The sequence below is a fragment of the Albimonas marina genome (assembly GCF_029223255.1).
GTDB lineage: Bacteria > Pseudomonadota > Alphaproteobacteria > Rhodobacterales > Rhodobacteraceae > Albimonas.
This window is the reverse complement of record NZ_JARHUC010000001.1, coordinates 77,065-93,661: the sequence shown is the minus strand read 5'-3', so window position 1 is coordinate 93,661 and position 16,597 is coordinate 77,065. Positions and strand designations below refer to the sequence as shown.

Sequence of the window (16,597 nt, the reverse complement as noted above, 5' to 3'; positions counted from 1 at the left end):
TCCTCAGACCCGCATCGGCATGACGACGTAGACGGCGCTTTCGTCGTCGCCCTCCCGCACCAGGGTCGGGTCGCCGGAATTGTTGAACAGGAACACCGCGTTCTCGCGGTCCACCTGGCCTGCGATCTCCAGCAGGTAGCGGGCGTTGAAGCCGATCTCCAGCGCGTCGTCCCCGTAGGCGACCGCCACCTCCTCGGTCGCCGCGCCCGAATCCGGGGCGTTCACCGACAGGACCAGCCGATCCTCCGACAGCGACAGCTTCACCGCGCGCGAGCGCTCGGAGCTGACCGTGGCCACCCGGTCGACGGCCGAGGCGAACTCGGCCGCGTCCACCTCCATCCGCTTGGGATTCCCCTGCGGGATCACGCGGGTGTAGTCGGGGAAGGAGCCGTCGATGACCTTCGAGGTCAGCGCCACCCCGCCCGAGGCGAAGCGCACCTTGGTCTCGGAGACGCCCACCTGGATCACCGCCTCGTCGTCCGACAGCAGCCGGTTCAGCTCGCCCACCGTCTTGCGCGGCACGATCACGCCGGGCATCGACTCGGCCCCCGCGGGCAGGGGCGCGTCGACCCGCGCCAGCCGGTGGCCGTCGGTCGCCACGCAGCGCAGCGCCTTGCCCTCGGCCCCGTCGGCCACGTGCATGTAGACGCCGTTGAGGTAGTAGCGCGTCTCCTCGGTCGAGATCGCGAACTTCGCCTTGTCGAACAGCCGGCGCAGCACCTTCGCCGGCGCCTCGAAATCGCAGGCGTAGTCGGCCGACGCCATCACCGGGAAATCCTCCCGCGGCAGCGTCGCCAGCTTGAAGTCCGAGCGGCCGGCGCGGACCTCCAGACGCCCCGAGGCCGGGTCGTCGATCAGGCTCGCCTGCGCGCCGTCGGGCAGCTTGCGCACGATGTCGTGCAGCATGTGCGCGGGCGCGGTGGTGGCGCCGGCCTGCTCGACCAGCGCCGGGATCTGCTCCAGCACCTCGACGTCCAGGTCGGTCGCGCGGATCGACAGCGTGTCGCCCGAGGCCTCCAGCAGCACGTTCGACAGGATCGGGATGGTGGTGCGGCGCTCGACGACGCCCTGGGCGCGGCTCATGGCCTTCAGGAGGGCCGCCCGCTCGACGCTGATCTTCATGGTCCCCCGTGGTCCCTCGTCCGGTCGGTCGGTCGCCCCATTTCCCGGCGCGCGCGGTCGCGGCGGCGCGCGGGCGGGGGACCTGCGTTGTTCGGGCGATCACACTAGCGGCTCGCGCGCCGGGCGCAACGGTTCGGCGCGCCTTGCGGCCGCGACGCCCTTCGAATTTCGGCCGTCCGGCGCATCCGCGCCCACGGCGCCGCGACCGCACGCCGCCCCGGCCCCGCGGGGCGGGGCGAGGGCCGCGACCCGCATGACGAGTCCCCGCCGCAGGGTCAGGCCGCGCGGCCCGGCGCCGGCGCGCGCGATCCCCCGGCCTTGCGGCCGGACGGCGGGAACGGAGATCGGGGAGAGGGGTCGTCGTCGCGGCCGCCCGGGGCCGCGGGCGGAGGCCTCAGGCCTCCAGCATCCGCCGCAGCAGCTCCAGGTCCTCGGCCATCTGGCTGTCGGTTTCCTTGAGCTTCTCGATGGTCTTGCAGGCGTGGATGACCGTGGTGTGGTCGCGCCCGCCGAAGCGCCGGCCGATGTCGGGCAGGCTCTTCGAGGTCAGGGTCTTCGACAGCCACATCGCCACCTGCCGCGGCCGGGCCACCACGCGGGCGCGGCGGGGCGACAGCAGGTCGGTCAGGCGCACGTTGTAGTGGGCCGCGACCTTGCGCTGGATCTCCTCGACCGTGACCTTGCGGTCGGCGGCGCGCAGGATGTCGGCCAGGCACTCCTGCGCCATGTCGAGGTCGACCGGGCGGCCGACGAGGCTGGCGAAGGCGGTCAGCCGGGTCAGCGCGCCTTCCAGCACGCGGACGTTCGAGCTGATGCGATGGGCCAGGAACTCCAGCACCCGCGGCTGGATCACCACCTCGGGGTGGGAGGCCTGCAGCAGGTCGAGCTTGGACTGCAGGATGCCCAGGCGCAGCTCGTAGTCGGTGGGGTGCAGGTCGACGACCAGCCCCCACTGGAGGCGCGAGCGGATCCGCTCCTCCAGGTGCTCCATGTCGACCGGGTTGCGGTCGCCGGAGATCACCACCTGCTTGCCCTGGTCGACCAGCGCGTTGAAGGTGTGGAAGAATTCCTCCTGCGTCGAGTCCTTGCCGGCGATGAACTGCACGTCGTCGATCATCAGCACGTCGACCGAGCGGAAGATCTGCTTGAAGCCGATCATGTCCTTCGAGCGCAGCGCCTGGATGAAGCGGTACATGAACTGCTCGGCGGTCAGCAGGACCACCTTCGCCTCGGGGCGGCTCTGCTGCAGGCGCCAGGCCATGGCGTGCATCAGGTGGGTCTTGCCCAGGCCGGACGCGGAATAGAGGAACAGCGGGTTGAAGGTGACGTCCCCGCCCTCGGCCACGCGCCGGGCGGCGGCGTGGGCGAGCTCGTTGGGCTTGCCGACCACGAAGCGGTCGAAGGTGAAGCGCGGGTCCAGCGGGATCGAGGGCGACTCGCCCGGATCGGTGGTCGCGGCGGCGCGCGTCTCGGCCGGGCGGGCCGCGGGGGCGGCCTCGGAGACCTCCTCGCGGCGGGCGGCGGCGCTCTCGACCGCGCGGCGCGCGGCCTGGGCGGCCGGCGCGGGGGCCGAGGGGCCGTCGGCGCGGCGGCGCGCGGGCTCGGGCGCCAGGCCGTCGTCGTCATGGCCGTTCATGGCGCGGGCGCCGTCGGCCCGGCCGTTGTCGGCGGCGCGGCGGGGCGCGCAGCGCAGGTCGACGCGCTGGAGGTTCGGCAGCTCCGCGCGCAGGGCGCGCAGCAGGCTCTCGGCGTAGTAGCGGTCCACCCACTCGGCGATGAACACCGTGGGGGCGGTCAGCTTGGCCACGCCCTTGCCGGCGCCCTCGATCTCGAGGTTGGCGATCCAGCTGTCGTGCAGCGCCTCGCCGATCTCGTCGCGCACGCGTCCCTTCGCCCGATCCCACGCGGCGACCAGCGCCGGGGGACAATCGCGGGGGGATTCGAACGACGGGTACGGGGGGCGGCCGTGCGCCGGGCCATCCGGGGAAGTCATGGCGGGCATTCGGGCTCCTGCGGGGGCGGCATCGCCCTTGGGGAATCGGGCGGCGGTCGGGGCGGGGCGGGCGGCGTCCGGTCGGGTCAGCTCTGGACCCAGGGAAGGCCGCGGACCTTCCAGCCGTTGACGCCGCCGCGATGGTTGTCGGGGCCGAGATCGCCTTCGAAGCCTTCGGCGACGTTGCAGCACGCGCAGTCGACGCCCTTGTCGGCCAGCGCCGCGGCGACGCTGAGCGCCGCCTGCTGCGAGCGCCCGCCCGAGCGGCACAGGAACAGCAGCTTGGCGGGCGGGGTCTCGCCCAGCGCGGCCAGCACCTGCTCGACGAAGGCGGGGTTGCGGGTCATGTCGGGGTAGCGCTGCCATTCCACCAGGATCGGCTGCGCGCCGATCGGGGACAGGTCGGGCAGGCCGACCCAGGCCCACTCGGCGCGCGTGCGCACGTCCACCAGCGCGGCGTCCCCGCCCGACAGCGCCTCGTAGGCTTGCGCCGGAGCCAGCTGGGGAATGCCCGCGATCGAGCCCGAATCCTGCGTCACCTGCTAGTCTCCCTCAGACGGTCCCGGTGGAATCGGGGGTATGGTAGGCGGCCGGCCCGAAATCCCGCAAGGCGTCGGCAAGTCGCGCGGCCGATTTTCTGGCAAGTCGTTGACTCATTGCGCCATGCCCTCCGAACTCGTTGCGCCGCAGCAAAGTAAAACCGTTACCGCCTCGCGGTGAGCATTCTCACCCCGAGCGATTCCGACTCTAGTTTTACTTGGAGGCCGTCCTGTGTCCCTCGAACAGCGCAGGTTCGACTTTAGGCCGAGCGCGGCCGGGCTGGCAACAGGACGAAATGGAGAACATGACAAGACGGTGGCGAAACCGTGACGCCACGACAAGACGCGCCGGTCGGCCATGCCGACCGGCGCGATGCGCGAAGCATCGACCTCGTCTCGTGTCGGAAGGCCGGATCCAGGTCCGGCCGGGCGATCAGGCCGAGAGGGCCTTCACGCGCGACGCCAGGCGCGAAACCTTGCGCGAGGCGGTGTTCTTGTGCAGCACGCCCTTGGTGACGCCCCGCATGATCTCCGGCTGGGCGCTCTTCAGCGCCTCGGCGGCGACGGAGGCGTCCCCCTTGGCGATCGCTTCCTCGACCTTCCGGATGAAGGTGCGGATGCGGCTGCGACGGGCTTTGTTGACCGCGGTGCGGCGCTCGATCTGGCGAATGCGCTTGCGTGCGGACGGCGAATTGGCCATCTGTGATTCCCGAGTTCTGCTCGTTCTAACGTGAGGCGCGGCGTATACACGTCGGCCCGCGAGGGGTCAACGGCGGAGCGGAACCTTCCGGTCAAACGCCTTCGCCGTCTGTACTTTCCGCCACGCCGGAAACCGGCGCGGCGCGTCGTCTCTCCGAACCCGGGGGCGGCGGGCGACTCGACCCCTTCCCCTGCGTCCGAATCCGTCGCGCGATTCGACGTCCTCGCGCCCGAGGGCTTGCGCCCAGGGCCGGCGGGGCGCCGACCGGCTCAGCGGCCGCGGAACTGCGGCTCGCGCTTCTCGATGAAGGCGGCCATGCCTTCCTTCTGGTCCTCGGAGGCGAACAGCCCGTGGAACAGCCGGCGCTCGAACATCACGCCTTCGGCGAGCGTGGTCTCGTAGGCGCGGTTCACCGCCTCCTTGGCGGCCATCGAGGCGATGGGCGACTTGTCGGCGATCTTGGCGGCCACCGCCATCGCCTCGTCCAGCAGCTTGTCGGCCGGGATCACCCGGCTGACGAGCCCGGCGCGCTCGGCCTCCTCGGCGCCCATGAAGCGGCCCGACAGGCACATCTCCATGGCCTTGGCCTTGCCCACGTAGCGGGTCAGGCGCTGGGTGCCGCCCATGCCGGGGATGACGCCCAGATTGATCTCGGGCTGGCCGAACTTGGCGGTGTCGGCGGCCAGGATGAAGTCGCACAGCATCGCCAGCTCGCAGCCGCCGCCCAGGGCGTAGCCGGCCACGGCGGCGATGATCGGCGTGCGGGTCCGTTCCATCGCGCGGCAGCCGTCCGCGAAGAAGTCGAGCTTGAACATCTCGGTGGCGGTCTTGTCCGACATCTCCTTGATGTCGGCGCCGGCGGCGAAGGCCTTCGCCGAGCCGGTCAGCACGATGCAGCGGATCTTGTCGTCCGCGTCGAACTTGGCGAGCACCTCGCCCAGCTCGTTCAGCAGCTCCTGGTTCAGCGCGTTCAGCGCGTCGGGGCGGTTGAGCTTGACGAGCCCGACGTGGTCCCGGGTCTCTGCGATCAGGTTGGCGTAGGCCATCGGCCCCTCCCGTTGCTGCGGTCCCTCTGGCGGGGCGGCTTCGCCCTCCTTGAAGCCGGCCGGCGGGTGTTAACGGAGCGGCGCCGGCCGATCAAGGCGCACTCGGCCCCGGTCGTCGCGACGTCATCCCTCGCTCAGCGCTGGCATCGGGGGCAATGGAAGGTCGAGCGACCCGACTGCACCATCCTCGCCACGACGCCGGCGCACCCGTCCCGCCGACAGGCCTCTCCCTCGCGACCGTAAACCGCGAACGCGTGCTGGAAATAGCCCAATTCGCCGGAGGCCTGCCGATAGTCCCGCAGGCTGGACCCGCCCGCGTCGAGCGCCTCGACCAGCACCTCGCGCACCGATTGCGCAAGCGTTTCCAGGCGCGCCCGGCCGATCCTTCCGGCGGCGCGGGCGGGAGCGATTCCCGACCGCCACAGCGCCTCGCACACGTAGATGTTGCCCAGGCCGCAGACGATTCGCTGGTCCAGCAGCAGCGCCTTCACCGGCGCCTTGCGGCCCGCGAAGGCCTCGGCCAGCAGCTCGGCGTCGAAGTGGTTGCCCAGCGGCTCGGGCCCCAGCGAGGCCAGCAGCCAGTGCCGCGCCTCCCCGTCCGGCGGAATCAGGTCCATCGCCCCGAAGCGGCGCACGTCGTTGAAGGTGACGCGGGCGGCGGCGCCGTCCGCGCGCTCCAGGTGGAAGACGACGTGGTCGTGCTGGGGATGCAGGCCGGGGTCGTGCACGAACTCCCCCTGGACCTCCTGCCCGATCAGCATCCGCCCGGTCATGCCGAGGTGGATCAGCAGCGTCTCGCCGCTCGACAGGTCCCCCAGGAGGTATTTCGAGCGCCGCCGCAGGCGCAGCACCGTGGTCCCGGTCAGACGCTCGACGAAGCGTTCGGGCAGGGGCCAGCGCAGGTCGGGGCGGCGCTGTTCGACGCGCGCCAGGCGGGATCCGGTCATCACCGGCTCCAGCCCGCGACGCACCGTCTCGACTTCGGGCAGCTCGGGCATGTTCCTGCGCGCGCTCCTTTCGGCTAAGGGAAACGCCATGACCGACGCGACCGAGAATGACAAGGGGCCCCAGGCCCTGACCGAGACGGCCCGGGAGGCCGTCGAGGACACCGCCGATTTCGGCTACCGCAAGGTGGCCGCGAGCCAGAAGGCGGAGCTGGTGCGGGGGGTCTTCTCCTCGGTCGCCGCGCGCTACGACCTGATGAACGACCTGATGTCGGGGGGCGTCCACCGGCTGTGGAAGGACGCGCTGATCGACTGGATGGCGCCGCGCCCGGGCATGAAGCTGCTCGACGTCGCGGGGGGCACCGGCGACATCTCGTTCCGCTTCCTCAAGCGCCTGAAGGGCGACGGACACGCCACGGTCTGCGACCTGACCTCCGACATGCTGGAGGAGGGGTGCCGCCGCGCCGACGCGCAGGGCTTCGCCGAGCAGCTCGACTGGGTGGTGGGCGACGCGATGAAGCTGCCCTTCCCCGACCGCAGCTTCGACGCCTTCACCATCGCCTTCGGCATCCGCAACGTCACCCGCCCGCAGGAGGCGCTGAACGAGGCCTATCGCGTGCTCAAGCCCGGCGGCCGCTTCCTGTGCCTGGAGTTCTCCCAGATGACGGACGCGATGCTGCAGAAGGCCTACGACGCCTATTCCTTCTCGGTCATCCCGGCGATGGGCAAGGCGGTGACCGGCGACCGCGACAGCTACCAGTACCTGGTCGAGTCGATCCGCAAGTTCCCCGACCAGGAGACCTTCCTGGACATGGTGAAGGCGGCCGGGTTCGCCCGTGCCAGCTATCGCAACTACACGATGGGCGTGGCGGCGATCCACTCCGGCTGGCGCATCTGAGCATGGGCGTCTTCGCCAATCTCTGGCGGCTGGCGCGCACCGGCGCCACCTTCCAGCGCACCGGCGCGATGGAGGAGGCGCTGGCCGCCCTCGAGGCGCCGCGCTCGATCCGGGTGGCGGCGCGCATCCTGGGCTGGCCGCTCGCGCCGCTCGGCCTGAAGGGCGACCCCGCCCTGCCGCCCGTGCCCCGCGCGCTGACCGCGCTGGGCCCGGCCTACGTGAAGTTCGGCCAGACCCTCTCGACCCGCCCCGACGTCGCGGGCCCCAAGCTCGCGCGCGAGCTGCGGGTGCTGCAGGACCGGCTCGCCCCCTTCTCCGACGCCGAGGCCCGCGCCACGGTCGAGCATGAGCTGGGCCGACCGGTCGAGGACGCGTTCTCCGAGTTCGGCCCCCCCGTCGCCGCCGCCTCCATCGCCCAGGTCCACCCGGCGGTGGAGCGCGAGACGGGCCGGCGCGTGGCGGTGAAGATCCTGCGCCCGGGGGTCGAGCGCGCCTTCCGCAAGGACGTCGAGGCCTTCCATTTCATCGCCCGCACCATCGAGGTGCTGGCCCCCTCCGCCCGCCGCCTGCGCCCCACCGCGGTGACCAAGCATTTCGAGGGCGTGGTCACCACCGAGCTGGACCTGCGGCTCGAGGCCTCGGCCGCCTCCGAGTTCCAGGCCAACACCATCCAGGACGCGGGCTTCCGCGTGCCCTCGGTGCTGTGGGGCCTGTCGCAGAAGCGGGTGATGACGCTGGAATGGGTCGACGGCGACCCGCTGGGCGACGTCGACCTGCTGGCCGAGCGCGGCCACGACCTGCCGGAGCTGGGCCGCTTCATCATCCGCAGCTTCCTGCGCCACGCCCTGCGCGACGGCTTCTTCCACGCCGACATGCACCAGGGGAACCTCAAGATCGCCCGCGACGGGACGCTGGTGGCGCTCGACTTCGGCATCATGGGCCGGATCGACCCCTACACGCGGCGCGTCTACGCCGAGATCCTGCTGGGCTTCCTGCGCAAGGACTACCACCGCGTCGCCGAGGTGCATTTCGAGGCGGGCTACGTCCCCGCCGACCAGGACCTGGAGACCTTCGCCCAGGCCCTGCGCTCGATCGGGGAGCCGATCTTCGGCCAGGACGCCTCGCGCATCTCGATGGCCCGCCTGCTCGCCCACCTGTTCGAGGTGACCGAGCGCTTCGGGATGGAGACGCGGACCGAGCTGATCCTCCTCCAGCGCACCATGGTGGTGGTCGAGGGCGTGGCCCGCACGCTCGATCCCAACCTCAACATGTGGAACTCGGCCCAGCCCGTGGTCGAGGAGTGGATGAAGGACAACCTCGGCCCCAAGGCGGTGAAGCGGGACCTCGAGGCGACCTTCAAGGTGCTGGCCCGCTTCGGTCCCCGGATGCCGGAGATGGCCGAGAAGCTGCTGACCAAGCTCGCCGAGGGCGAGCCGATCGAGGTGCAGGACCAGGGGCTGGAGCTGCGCCGCGCCATCGCGGTGGGCGTGGTCGCGGGCCTGCTGGGGGGGCTCGCCGGGGCCCTGGCGATCGCGCTCGCGATCTAGCGCCCGCCGAGGGGCGGGCTCCCGGGCCCATAGGCGCCCTGCGGGCGGGCTTGGCCGGGTCGCGCCCGGGGCGGCCGTCGCGCGGGCCTGCCTGCCGGACGCCCGGGGGCGAGGCCCCGGGTCGAGCGCCGGGCTCGTTTCCGCTCCGGCGCCCGCGCCCATCGCGCGTCCGTGAGCCGCGCCCGCTTGCATTCGGGAACGGCCGTTCCAATATCGCCTGCCATGACGGACGCCGCCCCCCTCTCCCCCCTTCCGGCCTGCTGGCCGACCGCCTGCGCCGAGCGGCGCTGCGGCCCGGGGCGTCCGCGCGCCTACGATCCCGACTGCGTGCTCGCCGCCCTCACCCGCACCTTCCGCGAGAGGGGCTACGAGGCGACCAGCGTCGAGGACCTGATCTCCGCCGCCGGGCTCAGCCGCTCCAGCTTCTACAACGCCTTCGGCTCGAAGCGCGGCGCGATGCTGGCGGCGCTGGAGGGCTACTGCGCCGCCCACCGCGCGCAGCTGCGCGGCCTCGCCCGCCCGCAGGACCCGCCGGCGGAGCGCGCCCGCGCCGTCATCGACGGCCATTTCGACTGCGAGGTGGCCCCCACCGGCTGCTTCATCGGCGACGCGGCGGCCGAGCTCGGCGCCCGCGACCCGGAGGTCGCCGGCATCGTCTCGACCCATCGCGACCGCCTGGTCGAGGATTTCGCCGCCCTGGCCGAGCCCCTGGTGGGTCCGGCCGAGGCGGCGCCCCGCGCCCGCGCCGCCTACGCCATCGCGCTGGGCGCCGGCGTAATGCTGAAATCGGGCGCCTCTCCCGACACCGTCGAAGGCCTGCGCCAGGAGGCGCGTCGCCTGCTCGGCGCCTGACCCGCCGGCGCGGACCGGTCCTCCCCCGGCCCGCGCCTCATTATGGAACGAACGGTCCAGAAACCGGACCCCTGATCCCCGGAGCCTCCCATGACCCATCCGCTCTTCACCCCGACCCGCCTGGGCGACATCGAGATCGCCAACCGCATCGCGCTGGCGCCGCTGACCCGCAACCGGGCCGACGAGGCGACCGGCGTGCCCTCGCCGCTCGCCGTCGAGTACTACGCCCAGCGCGCCTCCGGCGGCCTGCTGATCACCGAGGCGAGCCAGATCTCGCCCCGCGCCAAGGGCTACGCGATGACGCCGGGCATCTACACGCCCCAGCAGGTCGAGGGCTGGAAGGCCATCACCTCGGCGGTGCACGAGAAGGGCAGCAAGATCGTCATCCAGCTCTGGCACGTCGGGCGCATCGCCCATTCCGACCTGCTGCCGGGCGGCGAGCCGCCGCTGTCCTCGGCCGGCGTGCGCGCCAACATGCAGACCTTCCTCAAGGACAAGGGCTTCGTGCCGACCTCGACCCCGCGCGCCCTGCGCACGGACGAGATCCCCGGCATCGTCGACGACTACGCCCGCGCCGCCGAGCGGGCGATGGAGGCCGGCTTCGACGGGGTCGAGATCCACGCCGCCAACGGCTACCTGATCGACCAGTTCCTCAAGGACGGCATCAACCGGCGCGACGACGCCTACGGCGGCTCGGTCGAGAACCGCGCCCGCCTGCTGGGCGAGGTGGTGGACGCCGTGACCGGGGCGATCCCCGCCGGCCGCGTCGGCATCCGCCTGTCGCCGTTCTCGGGCGCCAACGACCTGACGGACTCGGACCCGATGACCACCTTCGCCCACGCCATCGGCACGCACCTGGCGGGGCGCGGCATGTCCTACCTGCACCTGGTCGAGGGGCAGACCGGCGGCCCGCGAGAGCTCGCCGAGGGCCAGTCCATCGCCGAGCTGCGCAAGCTCTTCGACGGGGCCTACATGGCCAACAACGGCTATGACCGCGAGCTGGCGATGAAGACGGTCGAGAGCGGCGCGGCGGACGTGATCGCCTTCGGCCGCCCCTACATCGCCAACCCCGACCTGCCCGAGCGCCTGGCCGCCGACGCCCCCCTCGAGGAGGGCGACCGCGCGACCTACTATGGCGGCGGCGCCGAGGGCTACACGGACTATCCGACGCTGGCGCAGTCCAAGGCGGCCTGAGGCCGACGTCGGCCTGTGGGCAGCCCGCCCGGAAACGCGACAGGGCCCGGCGAGGGATCGCCGGGCCCTGATTCATGCCGCCGGAGGGGCCTCTCGGCCTCACTCCATCGCGAGGATCATGTTGCGCACCACCGGGTAGATCTCGTTGTCCCAGCGCTTGCCGTTGAACACGCCGTAGTGGCCCACGTTGGCCTGCAGGTGGTGGCGCTTCAGGTGGGGCCGCAGGGATGAGCACAGGTCGTGCGCGGCCGAGGTCTGGCCCAGCGCGCAGATGTCGTCGCGCCCGCCCTCCACCGTCAGCAGCGCTGTGCGGGTGATCTTCGAGGGGTCCACCGGCTTGCCGCGGTAGGTGAACTCGCCGGTGGCGAGCTGCGCCTTCTGGAAGATCCGGTCGATGGTCTCGATGTAGAATTCCTCGGTCAGGTCGAGGACCGCGAAATACTCGTCGTAGAAGGTCTTGATCTTCTCGGCCTCGGCCTCCTCGCCGGCCTGGAGATGATCGTAGAGCCGCTGGTGCGTCGCCTTGTGCCGCTCCATGTTCATCATCATGAAGCTCATCAGCTGCACGAAGCCGGGATAGACCCGCCGCCCCCCGCCCTTGTGGCGCCAGGGCACGGTCTGGATCATCCGCTCCTTGAACCAGCTCAGGGTCTTCTCGTTGGCGAGGTCGTTGACCGAGGTCGGGCTCTCGCGCACGTCGATGGGGCCGGCCATCAGGGTCATGGTGCGGGGCGTGCAGTTGTTCCTGCGTTCCGACATGATCGCCACGGCGGCCAGCGTCTGCACGCAGGGCTGGCAGACCGCCAGCACGTGCGAGCCGGGGCCCATCTCCTCGAGGAAGCGGATCAGGTAGTCGATGTAGTCCTCGACCCCGAACTTCCCCTCGCGCATCGGCACGTCGCGGGCGTTGGCCCAGTCGGTGATGTAGACGTCGTGGTCCTGCAGCATCGTCTTCACGGTGCCCGCCAGCAGGGTGGCGAAATGGCCCGACAGCGGCGCCACGATCAGCACCTTGGGCTGGGGCGCGTCCACGTCCTTGGCGAAGCGCAGCAGGTTGCCGAAGGGCAGGGCGAGCGTGATCTCCTCGGTCACCGGAACCACGCGGTTGCCGACCTGGACCTCGGAGATCCCCCACTCGGGCCGGGCGTGGGTCAGCTGGAAGCGCGACAGCATCTCCAGCGTCGCGCCCAGGCGCTTCTGGACCTCGTCGCCCCTCGTCCAGGCGCCGCTCCATACCTGGCCCCAGCGCGCCGCCAGGCGCAGGGGCGCCAGCATGTCGTCGCTGAACTGGTAGGCTTGGTAGAGCATGGACGAGCCTCCGGACCGCATCCCCGTATTCAGGAAACGCTAGCGCAAGGCCCCGCGACGTGCGAGACATTTTTGCTGCACTGCGTCATTCTCAAGAGTATGATGCAGCCGTAACGGCGCCGCAAGCGGCGGCGCACCCGTGCGCAACGGGCGCGGGACAACGATCGGAGGGTTTTCGCGATGGCGAAGGCGACGCTGACCATCTCGTCCAAGAACTACGGCGCCTGGTCGCTTCGGGGCTGGCTGCTGTGCAAGATGGCGGGCCTCGACTTCGAGGAGGTCGTGGTCGACATGGACGATCCCGACCACCGCCAGGAGCTGCTGCTGCTCAGCCCCTCGGTGCTGGTGCCCCGCCTCGTCGACGGCGAGGTCACGGTCTGGGACACGCTCGCCATCGCCAACTACCTCAACGAGGAATACCCCGAGGCGCGGCTGCTGCCCGACCCCAAGGCCAAGCGCGCCCACTGCCGCGCGGTGTCGGGGGAGATCCACTCGGGCTTCTACAACCTGCGCTCGGCCCTGCCGATGAACCTCAAGGCGGAGCACAAGAGCTTCAAGATCTTCTCCGGCGCCCGTCCCGACGTGGAGCGGGTGAAGGAGATCTGGACCGAGTGCCTCGACGCCTATGGCGGCCCGTTCCTGTTCGGCCGCCCCACCATGGCCGACGCCATGTGGGCCCCGGTCTGCACCCGCTTCCGCACCTACGCCGTCAAGCTGGATCCCAAGCTGCAGGCCTATTGCGACACGATCTTCGAATGGGACCTGATGAAGGAATGGACCGCCGGCGCCATGGCCGAGCCCGACGAGATCGTCGAGCTCGAGGTCGAGTTCTGATCCCCGCCCGCGCCTGACGGCCCCCCTGCGCGGGGCCGTTCCCCGGTCCCTTTCCCGCCTCGCCCGCGCCCCCTGCGGGCGAGCGGTTGACCCATGGGTCGACTCACGGGCTTCCCCCCCCTATCAACTGGCCCTAATCTGACCTGAACGGCGGGCCGCACGAAGCCCGCGTCTGGGCTCCGCGCCGAGAGCCGCCTGGGAGGACGAGGGATGAACGCGAAGCGGGTGCTGATCGCGGAGGACGAGCCGCACATCGTCGAATCCCTGCGCTTCATCCTGGCCCGCGAGGGCTATGCCGTCGCCGAGGCGGGGGATGGCGAAAGCGCCTTCCAGTCGGTCGAGGCCGAGCGGCCGGACCTGCTGATCCTCGACGTGATGCTCCCCCGCCTGAACGGGTTCGAGCTGCTGCGACGCCTGCGCGCCGATCCCGCGCTGACCGGCCTTCCCGTCATCATGCTGACCGCCAAGGGCCAGGCGCAGGACCGGCGCACGGCCGAGGACATCGGCGCCGACGCCTTCATCACCAAGCCCTTCTCGAACCGCGACGTGGTGGACCATGTGCACCGCCTCATCTCCGGCTGAGCGCCGGCCTCGCCCCTTCCCGCGCCGTCCCCGGGGCCGGGCGTGAGCCCCGCGCCCGACCTGCCGCCGGGCGGCGAGGAGCCCGCCCCCGGGCCGCGCCCCCGCTTCCTGCGCCGCCGCCGGGCCGAGGCGCTGGCCGCGATCATCCCGCTGGCCGCCTTCATCTCGCTGATGCCGCCCTTCGTGCGGATCTTCGCCCACGACGGCCGCATCTTCGGCGCGCCCGTCGCGCTGGTCTTCCTGCTGGCGCTGTGGACGGGGCTGGTGATCGCGACCCGCATGCTCTCGCGCCGGCTGATGCGCCGCGACCGCGAACCGTGAGCGCGGCGCGATGAGCGGCGTCTCCACCGACCTGCTGCTGGGCGTCGCCCTGCTCTACGTGGCCGTCCTGTTCGCCGTGGCCTTCTGGGCGGACCGGCGGATGCGCCGGCCGGGGGGCGACTGGCTGACCTCCCCGCTGGTCTACACGCTGTCGATCTCGGTCTACTGCACGTCCTGGACCTTCTACGGCGCCGTCGGCTCGGCGGCGCGCGGGGGGCTCGAGTTCGTGGCGATCTACACCGGCCCCGCGCTGGTCTTCGCCGGCTGGTGGTGGGTGCTGCGCAAGATGGTGCGCATCGGCCGCTCCCAGCGCATCACCTCCATCGCCGACCTGCTGTCCTCGCGCTACGGCAAGAGCCCGTCGATCGCGGTCCTCGTCACCCTGCTCGCGGTCGTCGCCTGCACCCCCTACATCGCCCTCCAGCTCAAGGCCGTGACCGAGAGCTTCGCCCTCTTCGTCGGCCCCGAGGCGGAGGAGGGGGGCGTCGCCGCCTTCTGGGTGGCGGCGGGCATGGCGGTGTTCACCGTCCTCTTCGGCACCCGCTCGCCGGACGTGAACGAGCGTCACTTCGGCGTCGTCGCCGCCATCGCGGTCGAGGCGCTGGTCAAGCTCGCCGCCCTGACGGCGGTGGGGGCCTTCGTGGTCTTCGGCCTCTACGGCGGGGTCGGCGCGACCATGGCCGACATGACGCCCGAGCTCCTGAAGCTCGACACCACCTTCGACAGCCGCTGGATGGTCATCACCCTGCTGTCGGGCGCCGCGATCCTGTGCCTGCCCCGCCAGTTCCAGGTGACGGTGGTCGAGAACGACGACGAGCGGGGGCTCGCCACCGCCGCCTGGCTGTTCCCGCTCTACCTGCTGGTGATGTGCCTGTCGGTCCTGCCCATCGCCGCCGCCGGCCTGCGCTGGCTGCCCGAGGGGATGAATCCCGATCTCTTCGTCCTCTCCCTGCCGCTGGCCGAGGGCAAGACGGCGCTGGCGATCTTCGTGTTCCTGGGCGGCTTCTCCTCGGCCACCTCGATGGTGATCGTCAGCTCCATCGCCCTCTCGACCATGGTCTCGAACCACATCGTCACGCCGCTGGCGCTGCGGGCGCGGGCGGAGTCGGAGGCGTTCTCGGGCGACGTGCGGCGCATCGTGCTGCTGGGGCGGCGCGGCTCCATCGTGGGGGTGCTGGCGCTGGGCTTCCTGTGGCACCAGGCCTCCGAGGGCAACGCGGCGCTCGCCTCCATCGGCCTGATCGCCTTCCTGGGCGCGGCGCAGTTCCTGCCGCCGCTGATCGCGGGGCTCTACACCCGCCAGGCCACCCGGCTGGGCGCGCTCTGCGGCCTGGGCGGCGGCGCTGCCGTCTGGGTCTGGACCCTGCTGCTCCCCGCCGCCGGCCTGCCCGAGACGATCCTGGCGGACGGCCCCTGGGGCCTGAGCCTGCTGCGCCCCCAGGCGCTCTTCGGGCTCGAGGGCATGGATCCGCTGATCCACGCGACGTTCTGGAGCCTGCTCGCCAACGTTGGCCTGCTGACCGTCGTCTCCCTCCTGCGCGACCCGAGCCCGCTGGAGTGGCTGCAATCCGCGATCTTCGTGGACGTGTTCCGCACCGGGGACGAGGACACCGCCGGCGTGCTGCGCCGCTCCGCCGCCTCCGAGGATCTGTTCGTCCTCGCCCAGCGCATCCTGGGGGCCGAGCCCGCCCGCCGCCTGTTCATGGACGCCGCCGCCGAGCAGGGCCGCGACCAGGGCCTGCCGGCGGCCACCGACCAGTTCGTGCAGCGGCTGGAGAGGGAGCTCGCCGGCTCCGTCGGCGCCGCCACCGCGCACGCCATGGTCACCAAGGCGGCGGGGGGCGAGACGATCTCCCTGACCGAGCTGATGCGCATCGCCGACGAGACGGTGCGGATCATGGAGTATTCCCAGGAGGTCGAGCGCAAGTCGACCGAGCTGACCCGCGCGCTCGCCCAGCTGCGCGAGGCCAACGCCCGCCTGCGCGAGCTCGACGCCCAGAAGGACGACTTCCTCAGCCAGGTCAGCCACGAGCTGCGCACGCCGATGACCAGCGTGCGCAGCTTCTCCGAGATCCTGCTCGAGGCGGGCTCGATGGAGGGGCCCGAGGCGCAGCGCTTCCTGCGCATCATCCATGACGAGAGCCTGCGCCTGACCCGCCTGCTGGACCAGATCCTCGACCTCAGCGTGCTGGAGCGGGGGCAGGTGGAGCTCGACGTCGCCCCCACCGACGCCGCCGAGGTGCTGCGCCGCGCCGTCGACACCGTGCGCGGCGTCACGCGGGAGGCGCGCGCCGACGTGCAGCTGCGCATCGACGAACCCGAGCTGTGGGTGCTGGGGGAGCCCGACCGCCTGGCGCAGGTCTTCATCAACCTGCTGTCGAACGCGATGAAATACTCCGACAAGACCCGCCCGCAGGTCTGGGTCGAGGCCGCGCGCGACGGCGACCAGGTGGTGATCGCCATCCAGGACGACGGCCCCGGCGTGGTCGAGGCGGACCGCGAGCGGATCTTCCAGAAGTTCTCCCGCGGGTGGGACCGAAAGGACCGCGGCGGGGCGGGGCTGGGCCTGGCCATCAGCCGCGAGATCCTGCGCCGCTTCGGCGGCGACCTGACCCTCGCCCGCCCCGCGACCGGCGCCCGCTTCGAATGCCGCCTGACCGCCGCCCGCCGCCCCGCCGAAACCGACGCCGCCGCCGCGGAATAGCCCCGGCCGCCCG

Annotated in this window: 15 protein-coding genes; 8 read left to right on the top strand and 7 right to left on the bottom strand. The window is 71.6% G+C overall.

The genetic code is table 11. The annotated features are described in order from the left end of the window. Positions 1–3: 3 nt before the first annotated feature. The 6 genes from dnaN to mutM all read right to left on the bottom strand — a co-directional run bounded on the left by dnaN (position 4) and on the right by mutM (position 6,398). Entirely contained in the window at positions 4–1,122 is a 1,119-nt protein-coding gene (dnaN, locus tag P2H44_RS00405; protein ID WP_275761432.1) for a DNA polymerase III subunit beta, read from the bottom strand. A 394-nt stretch (positions 1,123–1,516) separates the two neighbouring features. After that, positions 1,517–3,037, bottom strand: a complete 1,521-nt coding sequence (dnaA, locus tag P2H44_RS00400; RefSeq protein ID WP_462976254.1) for a chromosomal replication initiator protein DnaA — start codon at positions 3,035–3,037, stop codon at positions 1,517–1,519. A 164-nt stretch (positions 3,038–3,201) separates the two neighbouring features. Further along, a complete protein-coding gene (locus P2H44_RS00395; protein WP_275761431.1) occupies positions 3,202–3,654 on the bottom strand; it encodes a rhodanese-like domain-containing protein in 453 nt (150 codons plus the stop codon). Between the two features lie 433 nt (positions 3,655–4,087). After that, the gene (gene rpsT / locus P2H44_RS00390) at positions 4,088–4,354 is read right to left on the bottom strand and encodes a 30S ribosomal protein S20 (protein ID WP_275761430.1); all 267 of its coding nucleotides are present in this window, start codon (positions 4,352–4,354) and stop codon (positions 4,088–4,090) included. A 269-nt stretch (positions 4,355–4,623) separates the two neighbouring features. Beyond that, entirely contained in the window at positions 4,624–5,400 is a 777-nt protein-coding gene (locus P2H44_RS00385; protein ID WP_275761429.1) for an enoyl-CoA hydratase, read from the bottom strand. A 134-nt stretch (positions 5,401–5,534) separates the two neighbouring features. Then, positions 5,535–6,398 (bottom strand): bifunctional DNA-formamidopyrimidine glycosylase/DNA-(apurinic or apyrimidinic site) lyase, encoded by an 864-nt coding sequence (gene mutM / locus P2H44_RS00380; RefSeq protein ID WP_275761428.1) that lies wholly within the window; start codon positions 6,396–6,398, stop codon positions 5,535–5,537. A 37-nt stretch (positions 6,399–6,435) separates the two neighbouring features. On the opposite strand from mutM, the gene ubiE reads away from it, so the two are divergent. The 4 genes from ubiE to P2H44_RS00360 all read left to right on the top strand — a co-directional run bounded on the left by ubiE (position 6,436) and on the right by P2H44_RS00360 (position 10,835). Then, positions 6,436–7,242 (top strand): bifunctional demethylmenaquinone methyltransferase/2-methoxy-6-polyprenyl-1,4-benzoquinol methylase UbiE, encoded by an 807-nt coding sequence (gene ubiE, locus P2H44_RS00375; protein WP_275761427.1) that lies wholly within the window; start codon positions 6,436–6,438, stop codon positions 7,240–7,242. A 2-nt stretch (positions 7,243–7,244) separates the two neighbouring features. Then, positions 7,245–8,789, top strand: coding sequence for a 2-polyprenylphenol 6-hydroxylase (gene ubiB / locus P2H44_RS00370; RefSeq protein ID WP_275761426.1), 1,545 nt, complete (start codon positions 7,245–7,247; stop codon positions 8,787–8,789). 222 nt (positions 8,790–9,011) lie between these two features. After that, on the top strand, positions 9,012–9,641 hold the full coding sequence (locus tag P2H44_RS00365) for a TetR/AcrR family transcriptional regulator (RefSeq protein ID WP_275761425.1): 630 nt from the start codon (positions 9,012–9,014) through the stop codon (positions 9,639–9,641). Between the two features lie 90 nt (positions 9,642–9,731). Continuing rightward, positions 9,732–10,835, top strand: coding sequence for an alkene reductase (locus P2H44_RS00360; protein WP_275761424.1), 1,104 nt, complete (start codon positions 9,732–9,734; stop codon positions 10,833–10,835). A gap of 99 nt (positions 10,836–10,934) precedes the next feature. Here the strand turns inward: P2H44_RS00360 and P2H44_RS00355 are convergent, their stop codons facing one another. Then, positions 10,935–12,143 carry a polyhydroxyalkanoate depolymerase gene (locus P2H44_RS00355; RefSeq protein ID WP_275761423.1) on the bottom strand — a complete coding sequence of 403 codons (1,209 nt, stop codon included), beginning with the start codon at positions 12,141–12,143 and terminating at the stop codon, positions 10,935–10,937. Positions 12,144–12,323: 180 nt separating this feature from the next. Between P2H44_RS00355 and P2H44_RS00350 the strand changes: the two genes are divergently transcribed. From P2H44_RS00350 to P2H44_RS00335, 4 genes are all read left to right on the top strand, one after another. Further along, entirely contained in the window at positions 12,324–12,977 is a 654-nt protein-coding gene (locus P2H44_RS00350) for a glutathione S-transferase (RefSeq protein WP_275761422.1), read from the top strand. A gap of 210 nt (positions 12,978–13,187) precedes the next feature. After that, complete coding sequence (locus P2H44_RS00345; protein ID WP_275761421.1) at positions 13,188–13,559, top strand: response regulator transcription factor; 372 nt, start codon at positions 13,188–13,190, stop codon at positions 13,557–13,559. Positions 13,560–13,601: 42 nt separating this feature from the next. Next, positions 13,602–13,880: a hypothetical protein gene (locus tag P2H44_RS00340; protein WP_275761420.1), complete on the top strand. Its 279-nt coding sequence runs from the start codon at positions 13,602–13,604 to the stop codon at positions 13,878–13,880. Between the two features lie 10 nt (positions 13,881–13,890). Beyond that, positions 13,891–16,584, top strand: coding sequence for a sensor histidine kinase (locus P2H44_RS00335; RefSeq protein ID WP_275761419.1), 2,694 nt, complete (start codon positions 13,891–13,893; stop codon positions 16,582–16,584). Positions 16,585–16,597: the final 13 nt, after the last annotated feature.

Excerpts from the sequence above, each read along its gene's own strand:
- dnaN (WP_275761432.1), bottom strand. The coding sequence starts at position 1,122 with ATGAAGATCAGCGTCGAGCGGGCGGCCCTCCTGAAGGCCATGAGCCGC.
- rpsT (WP_275761430.1), bottom strand. The coding sequence starts at position 4,354 with ATGGCCAATTCGCCGTCCGCACGCAAGCGCATTCGCCAGATCGAGCGC.
- P2H44_RS00385 (WP_275761429.1), bottom strand. The coding sequence starts at position 5,400 with ATGGCCTACGCCAACCTGATCGCAGAGACCCGGGACCACGTCGGGCTC.
- mutM (WP_275761428.1), bottom strand. The coding sequence starts at position 6,398 with ATGCCCGAGCTGCCCGAAGTCGAGACGGTGCGTCGCGGGCTGGAGCCG.
- ubiE (WP_275761427.1), top strand. The coding sequence starts at position 6,436 with ATGACCGACGCGACCGAGAATGACAAGGGGCCCCAGGCCCTGACCGAG.
- ubiB (WP_275761426.1), top strand. The coding sequence starts at position 7,245 with ATGGGCGTCTTCGCCAATCTCTGGCGGCTGGCGCGCACCGGCGCCACC.
- P2H44_RS00365 (WP_275761425.1), top strand. The coding sequence starts at position 9,012 with ATGACGGACGCCGCCCCCCTCTCCCCCCTTCCGGCCTGCTGGCCGACC.
- P2H44_RS00360 (WP_275761424.1), top strand. The coding sequence starts at position 9,732 with ATGACCCATCCGCTCTTCACCCCGACCCGCCTGGGCGACATCGAGATC.
- P2H44_RS00355 (WP_275761423.1), bottom strand. The coding sequence starts at position 12,143 with ATGCTCTACCAAGCCTACCAGTTCAGCGACGACATGCTGGCGCCCCTG.
- P2H44_RS00350 (WP_275761422.1), top strand. The coding sequence starts at position 12,324 with ATGGCGAAGGCGACGCTGACCATCTCGTCCAAGAACTACGGCGCCTGG.
- P2H44_RS00345 (WP_275761421.1), top strand. The coding sequence starts at position 13,188 with ATGAACGCGAAGCGGGTGCTGATCGCGGAGGACGAGCCGCACATCGTC.
- P2H44_RS00335 (WP_275761419.1), top strand. The coding sequence starts at position 13,891 with ATGAGCGGCGTCTCCACCGACCTGCTGCTGGGCGTCGCCCTGCTCTAC.